Raw genomic sequence first — 16,395 nt, 5'->3', positions numbered from 1 at the left:
GTGCCCGGCGCCGCTCGTTCAGCGTCCGCTCTCGGCCTTGGTGTCCGAGAAGCGGCCATAGCTCTGCAGGCGCTCGTAGCGCCGTGCGAGCAGTTCCTTGACCGACAGGTCGCTCACCTGGCGGAAGGCATCGTTCAACGCCCGCTTCAGGAACGCGGCCATCTGGCGATGATCGCGGTGAGCGCCACCCACGGGCTCGTTGACGATCTTGTCGACCAGGCCCAGCGCCTTCAGTCGATGCGCCGTGATGCCCAGCGCATCGGCCGCCTCCTGCGCCTTGTCGCTGGTCTTCCACAGGATGGAGGCGCAACCCTCGGGACTGATGACCGAATAGATCGAGTACTGCAGCATCACCAGCTGGTCGCCCACCGATAGCGCCAGCGCCCCGCCGGAGCCGCCCTCGCCGATGATGGTGACGATGACCGGCACCTCCAGCTGCGCCATCTCGAAGATGTTGCGGCCGATCGCCTCGGACTGGCCGCGCTCCTCGGCATCGATGCCCGGATAGGCGCCGGGCGTGTCGACGAAGGTGAAGACCGGCAGCTTGAACTTCTCGGCCGTCTTCATCAGGCGCAAGGCCTTGCGGTAGCCTTCCGGCTTGCTCATGCCGAAGTTGCGCATCGTGCGTTCGCGCGTGTCGCGACCCTTCTGATGGCCCAGCACCATGCATGGCGTGCCGTTGAAGCGGGCCAGGCCGCCAACGATCGAGAGGTCGTCGGCGAAATGCCGGTCGCCATGCAGTTCGACGAAATCCGTGAAGATCTCGTGGACGTAGTCGAGGGTGTAGGGGCGTTCCGGATGCCGGGCGATCTTGGTGATCTTCCAGGGCGTCAGGTCGCTGTAGATGTCCTTGGTGAGCTGCTGGCTCTTCTTGCCGAGTTGATCGATCTCGTCGGAGATGTCGACGGCGGATTCGGTCTGCACGTAGCGCAGTTCCTCGATCTTGCTTTCGAGTTCCGCGATCGGCTGCTCGAAATCCAGGAAGGTTCGTTTGGCCAACGTCTTCTCCTTTTTGTTGTCAGTACGCGACCGGCACCGGGTCGAGCGACCGCCAAATATACCAAGTCGCCACGCTGCAATAGGGGGCCCAGGCCACCCCGACCTCGCGCAGATCGGAGCGGCTCACCGGCTCGCCCGAAAAGTAGTTGCGGCTCACACCGCTGATCAGTCCGACATCGTCCAGCGGCAGCACGTTGGGCCGCATCAGGTGGAAGATGAGGAACATTTCCGCGGTCCAGCGGCCGATGCCGCGGATGGCCACCAGCTCCTCGACGATCATCTCGTCGGTCATGTCCTGCCAGGCATCGAAGTGCACCGCACCGGAATTGAAATGGATCGCCAGGTCGACGAGGTATTCGACCTTGCGCGCCGACAGCCCGGCGCCGCGCATGTCGTCGACCCGCAGCTTCAGCACGCTGTCGGGGGTCAGGTCGCTCGGCAACTGGACGAAGCGGTCCCAGACGGCCTGCGCGGACTTCACCGAGATCTGCTGGCCGACAATGCTGCGCGCCAGGGTCACGAAGGCATCGCCGCGCGATTCGAGACAGGCATCGCCGAACTGCGGGATCAGCCGCTTCATCACGCGATCCTTCTTCGAGAGATGGCGGCAGGCCTCCTCCCAGTAGTCCGGCGTGATGACGCGCACCGGGACGTCTGCCGCCGCCATGGCGACCTTGGAGATGGGAGTCTTCACTGCGCGGTGGCCCAGGTGGTGCCGCTGGCCGAGTCCTTGAGCATGATGCCCTGGGCGAGCAGGTCGGCGCGGATGCGATCGGCCGTCGCGAAATCGCGATTCGCCTTGGCCTCGGCCCGCTGATCGATCAGGGTCCGGATCGCGGCGTCGTCGAGCACGCTGCCGGCCTGCAGGAAACGCTGGGGCTCGTCCTGGAGGATGCCGATGCAGCCGCCGAGCGCGCGCAGCAATGCCGCCAGCTCCGGCGAACGCGTGCGATTGACCTCCCCCGCCAGATCGAACAGTATCGCCACGGCCTCGGGGGTGCCGAAGTCCTCGTCCATCGCGGCCTTGAAACGCGCCGCGTGACCGATCGACCAGTCGATCGATGCCGGCGCCAGCGGCTGCGGCGTCACGCCATGCAGCGCGGTGTAGAGACGGCGCAGCGAGGCCCGCGCGTCGTTCAGGTGCGCATCGCTGTAGTTGAGCGGACTGCGATAGTGGGCGCGCAGGACGAAGAAGCGCACCGTCTCCGCATCGAAACTCTTGAGTACGTCGCGGATCAGGAAGAAGTTGCCCAGGCTCTTGGACATCTTCTCGTCGTCGACGTTGATGAAGCCGTTGTGCATCCAGTAGCGCGCGAGCGGTCGGCCGTTGGCGCCCTCGCTCTGCGCGATCTCGTTCTCGTGGTGCGGAAACTGGAGATCGGCGCCGCCGCCGTGGATGTCGATGGTCTCGCCCAGCAGCGCACAGGCCATGGCCGAGCATTCGATGTGCCAGCCGGGTCGCCCGGGACCATAGGCGCTCGCCCATTTCACTTCCTGCGGCTCGTCGGGCTTGGCGCCCTTCCACAGCGCGAAGTCCAGCGGATCGTCCTTGCCATCCAGCACCGCGACCCGCTCGCCCGCGTGCAGTTCATCGAGCGACTTGCCGCTCAACCGGCCATAGCCGGGGAACTTGCGCACCGCGTAGTTCACGTCGCCTGCCGGTGTGCGGTAGGCCAGTCCCTTGTCCTCGAGCGTGCCGATCATCGAAAGCATCTGCGCAACATGATCGGTGGCGCGCGGTTCGTGCGTAGGCGGTTCGATACCCAGCGCGTCGGCATCCTCGTGGAGCGCGTCGATCATGCGGTCGGTCAGCGCCCGGACGGTCTCGCCGTTCTCCACCGAGCGGCGGATGATCTTGTCGTCGATGTCGGTGATGTTGCGCACATAGGTGACGTCGAACCCGCTGGTCCGCAGCCAGCGCTGCACGACGTCGAACGCGACCATCGAGCGGGCGTGCCCGATGTGGCAGAAGTCGTAGACCGTCATGCCGCAAACATACATTCGCACACGGCCGGACTGTATCGGAGAAAACTCCTGCATTTCACGCGACAGCGTGTTGTAGATGCGCAAACTCATGGAATTCGGGAAGCGTCGGATCGCACCCGGCCGGAGGCAGGTGGACGATCGGGTTTTCAGGGAGGGGGAAGGCCTTCGCACGAGGGGTTGGGCATGGCCCCTCGGCTACAATCCGGTCAGTATAAACGGCCCTCGACGGGCAATCCCCCGGGTGTTCCGCGTGCCTTGCCCGCCGTGCCCGCGTCGTCTCCTCCCACTCCCACGCACGCCGCTTTCCCCGAGACTCCATGAAGCACGCCGCCCTCCTCTCCTTCGTGTCCGGTCCGGCCCTGCGGCGCTCGGTCGCCGCGCTGATGTTCCCGATGCTGGCGCTCGCGGGCGTCACGGCGCGGGCCGACGAGTATGGCGACGTCAACCGGCTGCTGCGCCAGGGCTCGCCCGCCGAGGCGCTGGCCAAGGCCGATGCCTACATCGCCGGCAAGCCACGCGATCCGCAGATGCGATTCCTGCGCGGCGTGATCCTCACCGAACAAGGGCGCACGGCCGATGCCACGCTCGCCTTCACGCAGCTGACGCAGGATTTCCCCGAACTGCCCGAGCCCTACAACAACCTGGCCGCCCTCTATGCGCAGCAGAGCCAGTTCGAGCGCGCGCGCGATGCGCTGGAGACGGCCATCCGCCTGAGTCCGGCCTATTCGACCGCCTACGAGAACCTCGGCGACGTCTATGCCCGATTGGCGGCCCAGACCTACGACCGCGCGCAGAAGCTTGCGCCGGCCAGCGCCACGATCGCGCCCAAGGTCGCCGCGTTGCGCCAGGTCTTCGCGACGCCGAATCCGGACACCCTGCCCGCGGCCACGCCGGTCCCGCGCCGCATCCCGAACAACAACCGCTGATACCGCCGACCCCGCGCGGACCTTCCGCGGGTCGCGCCCGGCGCCACCAGGCCTCATCCATGTCCCTGTCCGTCTCGTCCTATGTCCGTCAGTCCCGCCGCATCGTGCTGCGGGCCACCACGCTGCTGGCGCTCTCCCTCGCCATGTCCGGACCCGCGCTGGCCCAGGGCGCGGCGCCGCGCGTGAAGCTGGCCACCTCGGCCGGCGACATCGTGCTCGAGCTCGCGCCCGAGAAGGCCCCGAAGACGGTCGCCAATTTCCTGCAGTACGTGCGCGACAAGCACTACGACGGCACGGTCTTCCACCGGGTCATCGACGGCTTCATGATCCAGGGCGGCGGCTACGCGGCGGACTTCAAGGAGCGCCCCACACGCGCCCCGGTCCCGCTCGAGGCGCGCAACGGCCTGAGGAACGAGCGCTACACCGTCGCCATGGCCCGGACCTCCGACCCGGACTCCGCCACGGCGCAGTTCTTCATCAACGTCAAGGACAACGCCAACCTCGACGCGCCCAACCCCGACGGCCACGGCTACACCGTCTTCGGCAAGGTCGTCTCCGGCACCGAGGTCGTCGACCGGATCCGCGCCGTGCGCACCACCAGCCAGGGCCGCATGCAGAACGTGCCGGTCGACCCCATCACCATCCAGTCCGCCACCATCGTGGCGAAATAACGAAGGAGCTTCTTCCATGAGCAACCCCCAAGTCGAACTCAGCATCAAGAACCACGGCACGATCACGCTCGAACTCGATCGCGCCAAGGCCCCGAAGTCGGTCGAGAATTTCCTCTCCTACGTCAAGAAGGGCCACTACGACAACACCGTGTTCCACCGCGTGATCCCGGGCTTCATGGTCCAGGGTGGCGGCTTCGAGCCCGGCATGCAGCAGAAGCCGACCGCCGGCGAGATCGAGAACGAGGCCAACAACGGCCTGAAGAACGACATCTACACGGTCGCCATGGCCCGCACCAGCGCGCCGCATTCGGCCACCGCCCAGTTCTTCATCAACATCGCCAACAACGGCTTCCTCAACCACACCGCGCCGTCGGCCCAGGGCTGGGGCTATGCCGTGTTCGGCAAGGTCGTCGCCGGCACCGAGGTGGTCGACAAGATCAAGGCCGTCAAGACCGGCCGCAAGGGCTTCCATGACGACGTCCCGCTCGAGGACGTGGTGATCGAGAAGGCCACGATCCTGTCGGAATAACTCCGCGCCTCCCATCGCGGACACCCGACGGCGCGCTGCTGACACGCGAACCGACATGAGCGAGACCCCCTTCGCCGAGATCGTCGCGCCGTCCGGCTGGCGCACCGTCGACCTCTTGTCCGACCTGCATCTGCAGGCCGGCGAAGCCGCCACCTTCGATGCCTGGCGCGGCTATCTCGAGACCACGCCGGCGGATGCGGTCTTCTTCCTCGGCGACCTGTTCGAACTGTGGGTCGGGGACGATGCCGCCGCGCAGGCGGACGGCTTCGAGGCCGAATGCGCGCGACTGCTGCGACAGGCCGCCACGCGACGGCCGCTCTTCTTCATGCATGGCAATCGCGACTTCCTCGTCGGCGCGGGCTTCGCTGCGCAGTGCGGCATGACGCTGATCGACGACCCGTGCGTGCTGGTGTTCCAGGGCGAGCGCTGGCTGCTCTCGCATGGCGACCTGCTCTGCCTGGGCGACACCGACTACCTGGCCTTCCGCGCCCGCGTCCGCACGGCCGACTGGCAGCGCGAATTCCTGGCCCAGCCCCTGGACCAGCGCCGCGCGGTCGGTCGCTCCATGCGCACGCAGAGCGAGCATCGCAAGCGCGACCCCGATGCCGTCTGGGCCGACGTCGATACGCCGGCCGCGCTCGACTGGCTGCGACGATCGGGCGCGCGCACCCTCATCCACGGACATACCCACCGGCCGGCCGACCACGCGCTGGACGACTCGGGTGCGCTGCGCCGCATCGTCCTGAGCGACTGGGACGTCGCCGCCGAGCCTCCCCGGGCGCAACTGGTGTGCCTCTCGGCCACCGGCGCGCAGCGGGTCGACCTGCGCTGAGCCGCACGGACCGCCCATGTTCGGCTGGCTCCGCAGCCTTCGCGCCACGCCCCCCATCCCCGATGCGCTCTGGCGGGCCACGCTGGAGCGCTATCCGTTCCTGGCCGGGCGCGCCGCCGCGGACCTGGCCCGGCTGCGCGCGCTGACCGCCGAATTCCTGCGCGACAAGGAATTCAATGGCGCGCAGGGCTTCGTCATCACCGACGAGGTGGCGCTGGCGATCGCCGCGCAGGCCGTGCTGCCGGTGCTGCACCTGGCCGGCGGACTCGACTGGTACGACGATTTCGTCGGCATCGTGGTCCATGCCTCGGAAGTGGTGGCACGGCGCCGCACCACCGACGAGAACGGGGTCGTGCACGAGTACGACGAGGTCGTCGCCGGCGAGGCGATGGATCGCGGTCCCGTGATGCTGAGCTGGCGCGACGTGCTGGCGAGCGGCTCGGTCGCCGGCTACAACGTGGTCGTGCACGAGTTCGTCCACAAGATCGACATGCGTGGTGGCGATGCCGATGGCTGCCCACCCCTGCCGGCCGGCTTCCGGGGCACGTCGAACGCGCGCGACGCGCGCACCGCCTGGCTGGCCGTGCTGCAACCGGCCTTCGATGCGTTCCGCGAGCAGACCGTGATCGCCGAACGCTTCGGCGGCGCGCAACCCTGGCTCGACGCCTATGGCGCCGAATCGATCAGCGAATTCTTCGCCGTGGCTTGCGAGGCATATTTCGTCGACCGGGCCACCTTCCAGCGGGAATTCCCGCCACTGGTGGCCTTGTTCGATGCGTTCTTCGGTCCCGCGCAGCGACCCGCGCCATGAGCAACGGCTCGAGGGTGCATGACACCGTCGAGCCGTCGATCCGGTCGCTCGCCGAAGCCCTCGCGGGCCCCGACGGAACTCAAACCCCCCTGCCTACTTCCGCAACAACGCCTTCAGTGCGTTCTGCAGACGGCGTGCCGCGTTGGAATCGTGCGGCGTGGCGAACACCTTGCCGGCATCCTCGCCCCAGGTCTGGCCCGGCGCCGGATCACCACGACGCGTCAGCAACTTGAGCTGGAGGGCGCGGCGGGCATCGATCTGGTCGGCCGGCGTCGGCACCTCGGCCGCCATCTCCAGCCGCAGCAGTGCCTCCGAGGCCGCCTCGGGCGACGCGGCGGGTGCCGATCCGACCGCCTGCGACCAGGCACCACGCACCGACGGCGACACGGCACGGCCGAGTTCCTGGACGCTCGGCAGCTGACCGGCGTCACGCTTCTCCCAGGCACCGAGAAGCTGCGTGAGCGCTTCGCCGTGGGCCTGTGCGGCCAGCTTGCGCAGCGACATCTCGGCGTGTTCCAGCGCCTCGCGCTGCGCCCGGAATGCGGCATCGCCCAGGCGGGGACCCCGATCCTCGAAACGCGGCGGACGGTCGCCGAAGCGATTCGCGCCCGGACCGCCACGGGCATCGGAGCGGCCCCCATCCGGACGCGGTCCGCGATCGTTGGGTCGACCGCCGGGACCGCTGCGACCATCGCGTCGATCGCCACCGCCGAAGCGGCCGTCGCGGCCGACCGGGGCCGCATCGGCCTTGCGCGTGGCGGGACGATCGTCGCCACGTCGGGCCACCACCGCCTTGACGGCCGGCTTGGGCGGCGCGGCGGGCGCCGGCGTCTCGTCGGGCAATGCGCCCGCGGTGTTGTCGCCGGCGTCGGCGCGGGCGCCGGCATCCGAGCTGTTCGCGGGAGCGATCAGGTCGACCGGTGCCGCCGCGGCAGGCGCCGGCACGGCGTCGTCGCCCTCGGCCGGCTCCAGCGGCGCCGGCACGGCGGCTTCCTGGGCGCTGGGCTGCACATGCGCACCCTCGCCGAACTCGGCCGCCGCCTGACCGGGCGCAACCACCTCCGTGGCGCCGACCGGCGGGCCGTCGCTGCCCGACGTGGCGACCGGTGCGGCCGGCGCCGGAGCGGGTGCCGGTGGGGGCGCCTCGCCGCGCAACGCGCCTTCGAGGCGGGCCACGGCGGCGCGGATCTTCTGGGCATCGCCGGTGGCATTGGCCGCCTCCAGCGCCTTCGAGGCCTCGAGCACGTGGCGATCGTGTTCGCTCATGGCGGAAGTCGCCTTCTCGCGCTCCGCCGTCTTGCGATTGAAGGCCTCGTCGATGGGCGCGCGGAAGGCATCCCACATCTTCTGTTCGTGGCGGCGGTCGAGCGGCACGCTCTGCGCCTCGGCCTGCCAGCGCTGCTGCAGCGCCTTGACGGCATCGATGCGCAGCATCGGCGCGGCGCCCAGCTCGACGGCTTCTCCGATCATGGCCTGGCGCCGCTCGATGCTGGCCTTCTGTGCCGTCTCGAATGGCGCGCGCGCGGCACCGAAGGCCTCGTTCCATTGCGGCTGCAGTTCGGCGAAGAGCTTCTCGCCGACGTGGCCGGCATCGCGCCAGCGGTCGGCGAACTGATGCAGGGCGCGGTTGTGCGCCTTCAGGTCGGTGGCCTCCGCATGCTCGGCGGCCCAGGCGCGGACCTCCTCGATCAGCGCGAGACGATGCGCGCGGTGCTCGGCGGCATCGGCGCGGACCTTGTCGAGCCAGGCCTCGACGACCTTGTGCGCCTCGTTGCAGGCTTCGTCGAAGCGCTTCCAGAGCGCGTGATTGGGCACGCCACCCTGGTCGGCCTGCTTCCACTGCTCGCGCAGCGCGCGCAGGTTCTCCTGGATCTTGCGACCACCCAGCGCTTGGCCCTCGGGACGCTTGAGCAAGCCCTCGGCCTTGGCGACCAGCTCCTCGCGCACCTTGTCGGCGCTCCAGCGCTGCCAGCCCTCGAGTTCACCGGCGGCAACCAGCGCGGCATGCACGCGCGCCTCCAGCGGCGCCTCGACCAGCTTGCCATGCTCCTTGAGCACGGCGCGCAGGGCGGCGGCGGCACCGGCGCTGCCCTTGCCATGGCCTTCGGCGGTTTCCTTCTCCAGCGTGGCCAGCGCGCCTTCCACGGCGACCTGCGCCGCGGCGAACTTCTCCGGATCGGCCTTGGCCGAGCCGGTCTTGACCGTCTTCACGGGTGCCGAGGCGGCGGCCGTGGCGGCCGCATGCGTGGCGGCCTCGGTCGGCAGGCCGCGCGCGGCGCGCAGCTCGTCGGCCCACACCGGCACCGGCGGCAGCGGCGCGGCCGCATCGGCGGCTGCCGCGATGGCCTGGGCCAGGGCGACATGGAAGGCATCCGACACCACCAGCAACTGGGCCTTGGAGGCTTCGAGCTGCGGCGCGAAGCGGGCGTCGAGGCTGCTCCAGTTGGGGTCGCCCGCCAGTTCGCCCGCCTGCTGCTGCCAATGGGCGACATCACCGCGCAGCGCTTCCTCGGCGGCCTGGGCATTGCGCCAGCCCTTGGTCGAGAGCACCTCGAAGCGCTGCGCCAGCAGCACGGCGGCCTCGCGCTGGACCTGCGCGCGATGCTGCAGGTCCTCGATGCCCTTGACGCGCTCGGCCAGCCGGTTCTTGAAGCCCGCGAGCGGTTCGCGCGACAGCGGCGCCCCGGCACGGGCCGCATCGCGCTGCCATGCCATCGCATCGGCGATGTTCAGCTTGGACTGGCCCAGCAGGGTCTCGGCCTTGGCCGCCCACTCGGCGGCGATGGTCTCCTGGCCCTTGGCGCGCTTGATCTCGTCGAGCTTCTCGCGCAGCAGTCGCGCGGCGCCCTTGTCGCGGCCGCTCAGTTCCTTGAACACGCCCTGCATCTGCTCGGCCGTGGGGTTCGTCGCGAGCCAGTCGCGGATGCGCTGGGCCCGTTCACCCGACGTCGGCGCGGTGAAGGCGCCGCCGGTGAGGGTGTCGAGGGACTGGAGATCGTGGTGCTTGGAGGAATTGGAGGTCACTGCGCGCTGCTGAAACGTTGTCTGGATGGAAAGGGAAACCAGCCCGGTCCGGAATTCGGACGGCCGGTCAACGGCATCATTTTCACCGACCGGCGGCCAATCGTCTCAACGGGTCGCCAGATTGAGTTGCGCGGAGGGTTTCCAGCCCTCCTCGGCCACCGTGGCGACGCGCGTCGCTCCAATGAAAAGCCGTTCGGTGGGCAGCTTCTGCGCCAGCAGGTAGTCGCGCACCACCGCCCCCCGCGCCACCGCGAGCTGACGCATCGCCTCGGCGTCGACCTGGATGTCGGCCAGCAGCAAGGCCTCCATCTCGGCCACCGGCAGGTCCTTGGCCAGCCCGATTAGGTTGCGTGGCTTGGTGATCTCGGAGCGCTTGTAGACCGCGGCGAGGAGCGCCGGATACTCGGCCTCGGTCAGTGGCGCGATGTCGGCCGCGTCCTCGCCCGAGCGGGCCGCCGCGCGACGCTTCTCGGCCTGGGCGAGCTGCCGCAGACGCTGGCGCCTGTAGCCATCGCGCTCCATCGCCAGGTTGGCCGTGCCGACCACCGTCATCTGCAGGGCCGGCCGCTCCAGCAGTCCCTTGGCCAGGCTGTCGAGGCTGGCGCGCGCCGTGGACGAGAGCACCGCGCTGCCGCTGTCGAAGGTCACCATGCTCGCCTCGCCGTCGCCACCACCGCCACCACCGAAGCCGCGCGCGATCAGGCTGAAGGGCGCCGTCACGGCCTTCACGATCAGGTTGCCCAGCGCCTTCATGATCAGGGAGCCGACGCTGAACTGCGGATCGTTGATGGAACCGCTGATCGGCACTTCGACGTCGATGACGCCATTGCGATCGGCCAGCAGCGCCACGGCCAGGCGCACCGGCAGGCTGTTGGGCGCGCCCTCCACCGCGTCGCCGAAGCGCAGCTGGTTGAGCACCAGCTTGTTCGTCGCGGCCAGCCGGCCATCGGGCGAGATGCGGTAGTTGATGTCCATGCTGAGCTTGCCGCGCTCGATGCCATGGCCGGCGAAGCGCACCGAATACGGCGTCAGCGGCGCCAGGTCCAGGTCGCGCATCCGCGCCGTGATGTCGAGCTCGAGCGGCTTGGCCACCGGATTGATCTTGCCCGTGATCTCCAGGGAGGCGGTCTGCTGGGCCTTGCCACGCAGCTCGAGGTCGGCCATCTCGGCTTTCTCGCCGGGTCGCGAGGTGAAGGCGCTCAGCCTGCCGGTGAGCTCGCTCAGGTCGGCCGAGTAGTTGGGCTTGACGAACAGGTCGGTGAAGTCGATCTTGCCGTTGACCAGCCGCATCGGGCCGAAGCGCAGGTTCGCCGCCGGACTGCCCGACGTCGCGCCGGCGCCAGGAGCCGCTCCCGCCGCCGAGGGCGCGACCGCGCCACCCGCGGCCGATGCCGCAGCCGCTGGCGCCGCGACGGTCACGGTCTCGCCATCGGGCAGGCGCTGCTGCGTGACGGCGACGGCCGCCGCCGGTGTTCCGGCCGCGGCCGCTGCCACGGCTGGAGTGGGCGGCGTGGACTTGCTGCCGCGGCCCAGTTCCAGCAGGTTGACGCGCCCGGTCGGATCGACGATGACGCGGGCGAAGAAGTCGGTCAGCGTGGTCTCGCGCACGTCGAGCGAGAGCGGCGCGCTCGGCGCCAGCGCCAGTTGCAGGCCGCGCAGGTTGAGCGATTTCCAGCTCAGCAGGCGATCGTTGCCACGCTCCAGTCCCGGGGCGCCGGGCTGCGTGAGCGAGGCGCTGTTGGCACGGAAGTCCTCCACGGCGGTATCGCCGGCCAGCCGCAGGGTGATGCCCGAGGGCGTGCTCGCGAAACGCACCGTGCCCTGGTAGCTGGCGAACGCACGGCGGATGTCGACATTGAGCGGATCCCCGTAGTAGGCCTTGAAGGCATGCGCCGGGAATCCGGCCACATCGAGACGACCTTCGGCCGAGAGTGGCTGCAGCACGACCTGGCCCTGGTACTGGAGCCGTCCGGCATCGGCGCGGCCGGCGCCCACGCGCGCCGAGAGCCGCACCGGCGAGACCGTGGAGGTGCCCGGCTGCAGCTTCTGCATGGCCAGCGTCAGCGCCGTGATCTCGACCGCCACCGGCACGTTGCCGGCGGCATCGGCATAGGAGACCGTTGCGCCATTGATGTCGAGCGCGGCGAGGGACAGGCGCCACGGCCGCGCTTCGCCACCGGGGGCCACCGGCGTGGCGGCGGCGGCACCGGCGGCCCGGGGGGTGGCGGCGGTGGCGGCCGGGCGATCGGCGCTGCGCAGCCAGCGCTCGAACATCCAGCGCCGCTCGCGATCGCGCTCGACGCGCACCTTCGGCGCCGTCGCGGTGGCCGAGGCGATGGCGACCGTGCGATCGGCCAGGTCGACCTCGGCATCGACCAGCTCGAAGCGCCCGACGCTCGCCAGCGCGGTCTTCGCCTGCGTCAGCGCCAGGTTGTCGGCTGTCAGGCGCCTCGCCTTGATCAGCAGTCGCGCCGGTGCCGTGGTCGCGTTCCAGTCGACCTCGACCCGGCCGCCGAGCCTGCCGTCGAGCGTCGGCACCAGGCTCTGCGCCAGATAGGGCGCGGCGAGCGCCAGGGGCAGATCGGTCAACTCGGCGTTCAGGTTCGCCACCTTGTCGGTCGCCTCGCCGCTGAACCGGAGCGGCGCGCCACCGACGGCCGCCGAACCCTCGAAGCGCGCCGGCTTCGTCATCGGCCAGGCGATGGCGCCGACGTCGAGCGCCAGCTTGTCGATGTCCACGGCGGCGGTCGGGCGGGTGGTCTCGTCGCGCCAGTCGACCTGGCCGGCGGCGAGGCGGAACCGGTCGACCCGCACGTTCAGCGAGGGCCGCGCAGCGGACGCAGCGGCCGGGTCGGCGGCGCTGGCCGCCGGGCGCGTGGGCGTGGCCGCGACCGGGCGCGCTGCGCCATCGGCCGGAGCATTCGCGAGCAGGTTGAGGCGGCCGTCGGCCTCGCGAGTCAGCTTCAGCCGGGGCGACGCGAGCATCACGTCCCCCAGATGGATCACGCCTTCGAGCGGGCGCACGTCCGCGAGCGTCACCTTCAGCGAATCGAAGGCCAACAGCTCGCCCGAGCGCGCATCGGTGAACTTCGCCGCACGCGCTTCCAGCGTGCCGGCGATCCGCAGGCTGGACGTGCCGGCGCGCTCGAAGTCGATGCGCAGGTCGGCATCGAGCCGACCCGCGCGCAGCCGCACGGGCAGTCCGGCGGGCAGGTAGCCGAGATAGGGAGCCAGGTCCAGATCCTTGAACGCCAGGCTCGCATCGGTCTTGCGGCTGTCGGCGAAAGGCGTGCTGGAGGCCTTGGAGTCGAACGCGCTGCCGTTGAGCACGAACGCCAGCCGCGGCTCGGTCGTGATGTCGCGCTTCGAATCGAAGTTGCTCAGGAACGGGATGTCGAGCGTGAAGTCGCGCAGCTCGTGCTTGCGTCCGACCGTGCGGTCGTCGAAATCGACGGTGCCCTGGGAGATCGTGATGTTGTTGACGGCGAAGCGCTGCGGCTCGCCCGCGGGCTTCTCGGGGCCGCCCGAGAGCTTCTGCAGGATGTCGTCGATGTCGTAGCGACCATCGGCCAGATGCGTCAGGCGCAGTGCCGGCGCCTCGATGGCGACGGCGTCGATGACCGGAGCCAGGCGCACGAGCGACTGCAGTTCGGCATTGGCATAGATGCGGCGGACCGCCAGCTGGGGCTCGCCCCCCGCGGCTCCGGCGATGCGCAGGTCCTCCAGCGCGAGCTCCAGCGTCCACGGCTTGAAATCGACCCGCCCGACCGTCACCGTGCGGCCGAGCTTGTCGCTGCCGATGCGCTCCAGCTGGCTCTTCACCAGCGGCGGCACCGCCAGCCACAGGAGCAACCCGATCGCGAGCACCGCCGCGAGCACGATCGCGGTGCGGCGGACCCATTGGCGTGATGTGAAGGATGACACGTTCATTGGCCGAGTTTGCCGCAAAGCCGGAAGGGGTTTAGAGCCCTCTCCCTCTAGGAACGCTCCCAATCCCCTCCATAAGTGCATAACGAACGGTTTTTATATGCTTGACTAGTTATTTAGGGCTTTTTAGAATGCCTTCCGCCTGACCGCTCGACATACAACGTAAGTACTAGAGGCTCAGGCTCCGCTGCCGACAACAACGTACGTCGGCTCCGTCAGGCGATCGCGCGCACCTCTCTTCACGTCCTCGCGCGGACCTGGCTTTTGCCAATCCAAGTGCCCAACCCCGCAGTCGCGGCCGCTCCTTCCGAGCGCACGGCGATCCGGGATTCCGCACCGAAAGGAAAGCGATGAAAGACGCGTTGAAGACCACGGCCCACGGGCTCAAGACCTTCGGGTCCGACGTGGTCGACGGTTTTTTCGAGATCACCCACAACGGTTCCGCCCTGGTCGGCCGGGCGACGGTGTTCACCGTGCTCGCCCTCACCGCGCGGCCGGACCTGCGCGCCACCGGCGAGCAGCATCTGATGGGCTGGCTCGAATCGCGCAAGCCGGTCGTGGTGGCCGAGCCGACGGCGCTGGAACCGACCGCCATCGATCGCACGACCGCCGCCAGCCCGCACGAGCTCCCCAAGCAGCAGGCCGCCGTCGCCTACTGGCTGAGCAAGAAATACCGCGTCGCGGCCGAGCCGCTGAGCGTGCTGGTCTCCGAGGCCTACGCCCTGGGCAAGCGCACCAAGCTCGATCCGACCCTGATCCTGGCGATCATGGCGGTCGAATCGAGCTTCAACCCCTTCGCGCAGAGCCACGTCGGCGCGCAGGGCCTGATGCAGGTCATGACGCGCGTGCACGTCGACAAGTACGAAAGCGCCGGCGGGTCGCTGACCGCCTTCGACCCCGTGACCAACATGCGCGTGGGCGTGAAGGTGCTGCAGGAATGCATCGCCCGCGCCGGATCGCTGGAAGCCGGCCTGCGCTACTACGTCGGCGCGGCCAATCTCGATAGCGACGGCGGCTATGCCGCCAAGGTGCTGGCCGAGCACGAGCGCCTGCGCCTGGTCGCCGGTGGCGCCTCGGTGCCGACGATCAATCCGCCGGTGCTGCGCGCCCAGGCGATCCCCAACGCCACGCCACCGACCATCAAGGCCGATGCCGCGACGCTGCCGGCACCGGCACCGGCGGCACCGCAGAAGGTGGAGAAGGTCGCCCTGCTGTCCGACTTCTGAGAGCCCGTGCGGCCCAGGGGATACGGGACGCTCGGCTACACTCGCCCGGTGCGCGACTGGCGATAGGCGCCGCCCCTTCCGGCGGATGGCGCTGACGTGGACTACCACTGGGAAGCGTGCCGCCCCTCCACCCACGGAAGGGTGTTCAGCCGTTCGCCTGGGCAGCCCCTTGTTTGCTTGAAGAACAAGGACCACCGTCTTCAAAGGACTGCCATGTATCACCGCGACATCCTGGTCGAACAGACCGACCCCGAACTCTTCGCCGCCATCCAGGCCGAGAACGCGCGCCAGGAGCACCACATCGAGCTGATCGCGAGCGAGAACTACGCCTCGCCCGCCGTGATGGCCGCCCAGGGCTCCCAGCTCACCAACAAGTACGCCGAGGGCTATCCCGGCAAGCGCTACTACGGCGGCTGCGAGCATGTCGACGTGGCCGAGCAGCTGGCCATCGACCGCGTCAAGCAGATCTTCGGCGCCGATGCCGCCAACGTGCAGCCGCATTGCGGCGCCTCGGCCAACGAGGCCGTCATGCTGGCGTTCCTGAAGCCGGGCGACACCATCATGGGCATGAGCCTGGCCGAGGGCGGCCACCTCACGCACGGCATGCCGCTGAACATGAGCGGCAAGTGGTTCAACGTCGTGAGCTACGGCCTCGACGCCGACGAAGCCATCGACTACGACGCCATGGAGCGCAAGGCCCATGAGCACCGGCCCAAGCTCATCATCGCCGGTGCCTCGGCCTATTCGCTGCGCATCGACTTCGAGCGCTTCGCCAAGGTCGCCAAGGACGTCGGCGCGATCTTCATGGTGGACATCGCCCACTACGCCGGCCTGGTGGCCGCGGGCGTCTATCCGAATCCCGTGCCCCACGCCGACGTCGTCACCTCGACCACGCACAAGAGCCTGCGCGGCCCGCGCGGCGGCATCATCCTCATGAAGTCGCAGCACGAGAAGGCGATCAACAGCGCCATCTTCCCCGGCCTGCAGGGCGGCCCGCTGATGCACGTGATCGCGGCCAAGGCGGTGGCCTTCAAGGAAGCCATGGCGCCGGAGTTCAAGGCCTACCAGCAGCAGGTCGTGAAGAACGCGCAGATCGTCGCCGACACCCTGACCGAGCGCGGCCTGCGCATCGTCAGCGGCCGCACCGAGAGCCACGTCATGCTGGTCGACCTGCGCGCCAAGGGCATCACCGGCAAGGAAGCCGAGGCCGTGCTGGGCAGCGCCCACATGACCATCAACAAGAATGCGATCCCCAACGATCCCGAGAAGCCGATGGTCACCAGCGGCGTGCGCATCGGCACCCCGGCCATGACCACGCGCGGTTTCAAGGACGAGGAGGCGCGCCTGACGGCCAACCTGATCGCCGACGTGCTGGAGAATCCGCGCGACGTCGCCAACATCGAGGCGGTCCGCGCCAAGGTGCACGCCCTGACGAGCCGGTTCCCGGTCTACCGCTGATCGAGC

At 69.3% G+C, this 16,395-nt stretch carries 12 protein-coding genes and 1 riboswitch; of the genes, 7 read left to right on the top strand and 5 right to left on the bottom strand.

All coding sequences use genetic code 11. The annotated features are described in order from the left end of the window. Nucleotides 1-18 precede the first annotated feature (18 nt). From AC1MLT_RS04075 to cysS, 3 genes are read right to left on the bottom strand one after another with little or no spacing between them, the layout of a single operon-like run. A complete protein-coding gene (locus tag AC1MLT_RS04075; protein WP_481033997.1) occupies nt 19-999 on the bottom strand; it encodes an acetyl-CoA carboxylase carboxyltransferase subunit alpha in 981 nt (326 codons plus the stop codon). 19 nt (nt 1,000-1,018) lie between these two features. Next, the gene (locus tag AC1MLT_RS04070) at nt 1,019-1,666 is read right to left on the bottom strand and encodes a DNA-3-methyladenine glycosylase family protein (protein ID WP_481034899.1); all 648 of its coding nucleotides are present in this window, start codon (nt 1,664-1,666) and stop codon (nt 1,019-1,021) included. 23 nt (nt 1,667-1,689) lie between these two features. Continuing rightward, nucleotides 1,690-3,075, bottom strand: a complete 1,386-nt coding sequence (gene cysS / locus AC1MLT_RS04065; protein ID WP_481033996.1) for a cysteine--tRNA ligase — start codon at nt 3,073-3,075, stop codon at nt 1,690-1,692. Between the two features lie 227 nt (nt 3,076-3,302). On the opposite strand from cysS, the gene AC1MLT_RS04060 reads away from it, so the two are divergent. The 5 genes from AC1MLT_RS04060 to AC1MLT_RS04040 are packed head-to-tail and all read left to right on the top strand — an operon-like array spanning nt 3,303 to nt 6,754. Further along, nucleotides 3,303-3,911, top strand: a complete 609-nt coding sequence (locus AC1MLT_RS04060; protein ID WP_481033995.1) for a tetratricopeptide repeat protein — start codon at nt 3,303-3,305, stop codon at nt 3,909-3,911. Between the two features lie 59 nt (nt 3,912-3,970). After that, complete coding sequence (locus AC1MLT_RS04055; RefSeq protein ID WP_481033994.1) at nt 3,971-4,582, top strand: peptidylprolyl isomerase; 612 nt, start codon at nt 3,971-3,973, stop codon at nt 4,580-4,582. A gap of 16 nt (nt 4,583-4,598) precedes the next feature. Next, nucleotides 4,599-5,111, top strand: coding sequence for a peptidylprolyl isomerase (locus AC1MLT_RS04050; protein WP_481033993.1), 513 nt, complete (start codon nt 4,599-4,601; stop codon nt 5,109-5,111). Between the two features lie 55 nt (nt 5,112-5,166). Next, complete coding sequence (locus AC1MLT_RS04045; RefSeq protein WP_481033992.1) at nt 5,167-5,943, top strand: UDP-2,3-diacylglucosamine diphosphatase; 777 nt, start codon at nt 5,167-5,169, stop codon at nt 5,941-5,943. A 16-nt stretch (nt 5,944-5,959) separates the two neighbouring features. Continuing rightward, nucleotides 5,960-6,754, top strand: coding sequence for a M90 family metallopeptidase (locus AC1MLT_RS04040; protein WP_481033991.1), 795 nt, complete (start codon nt 5,960-5,962; stop codon nt 6,752-6,754). Nucleotides 6,755-6,847: 93 nt separating this feature from the next. Here AC1MLT_RS04040 and AC1MLT_RS04035 read toward each other — a convergent pair whose 3' ends face one another. After that, on the bottom strand, nt 6,848-9,778 hold the full coding sequence (locus AC1MLT_RS04035) for a DUF349 domain-containing protein (protein WP_481033990.1): 2,931 nt from the start codon (nt 9,776-9,778) through the stop codon (nt 6,848-6,850). Nucleotides 9,779-9,883: 105 nt separating this feature from the next. Continuing rightward, nucleotides 9,884-13,708 (bottom strand): DUF748 domain-containing protein, encoded by a 3,825-nt coding sequence (locus AC1MLT_RS04030; protein WP_481033989.1) that lies wholly within the window; start codon nt 13,706-13,708, stop codon nt 9,884-9,886. Nucleotides 13,709-14,055: 347 nt separating this feature from the next. On the opposite strand from AC1MLT_RS04030, the gene AC1MLT_RS04025 reads away from it, so the two are divergent. Both AC1MLT_RS04025 and glyA read left to right on the top strand, forming a co-directional pair. Then, complete coding sequence (locus tag AC1MLT_RS04025; RefSeq protein ID WP_481033988.1) at nt 14,056-14,931, top strand: lytic transglycosylase domain-containing protein; 876 nt, start codon at nt 14,056-14,058, stop codon at nt 14,929-14,931. Between the two features lie 42 nt (nt 14,932-14,973). Then, nucleotides 14,974-15,101, top strand: a riboswitch (ZMP/ZTP riboswitch). Nucleotides 15,102-15,144: 43 nt separating this feature from the next. Then, a complete protein-coding gene (gene glyA / locus AC1MLT_RS04020) occupies nt 15,145-16,389 on the top strand; it encodes a serine hydroxymethyltransferase (RefSeq protein ID WP_481033987.1) in 1,245 nt (414 codons plus the stop codon). The last annotated feature ends 6 nt before the right edge of the window (nt 16,390-16,395 follow it).

It is taken from the genome of Variovorax sp. PEI5 (assembly GCF_056679935.1).
Note: the sequence above shows the minus strand (reverse complement) of the source record. Positions and strands in the feature narration are given on the sequence as shown.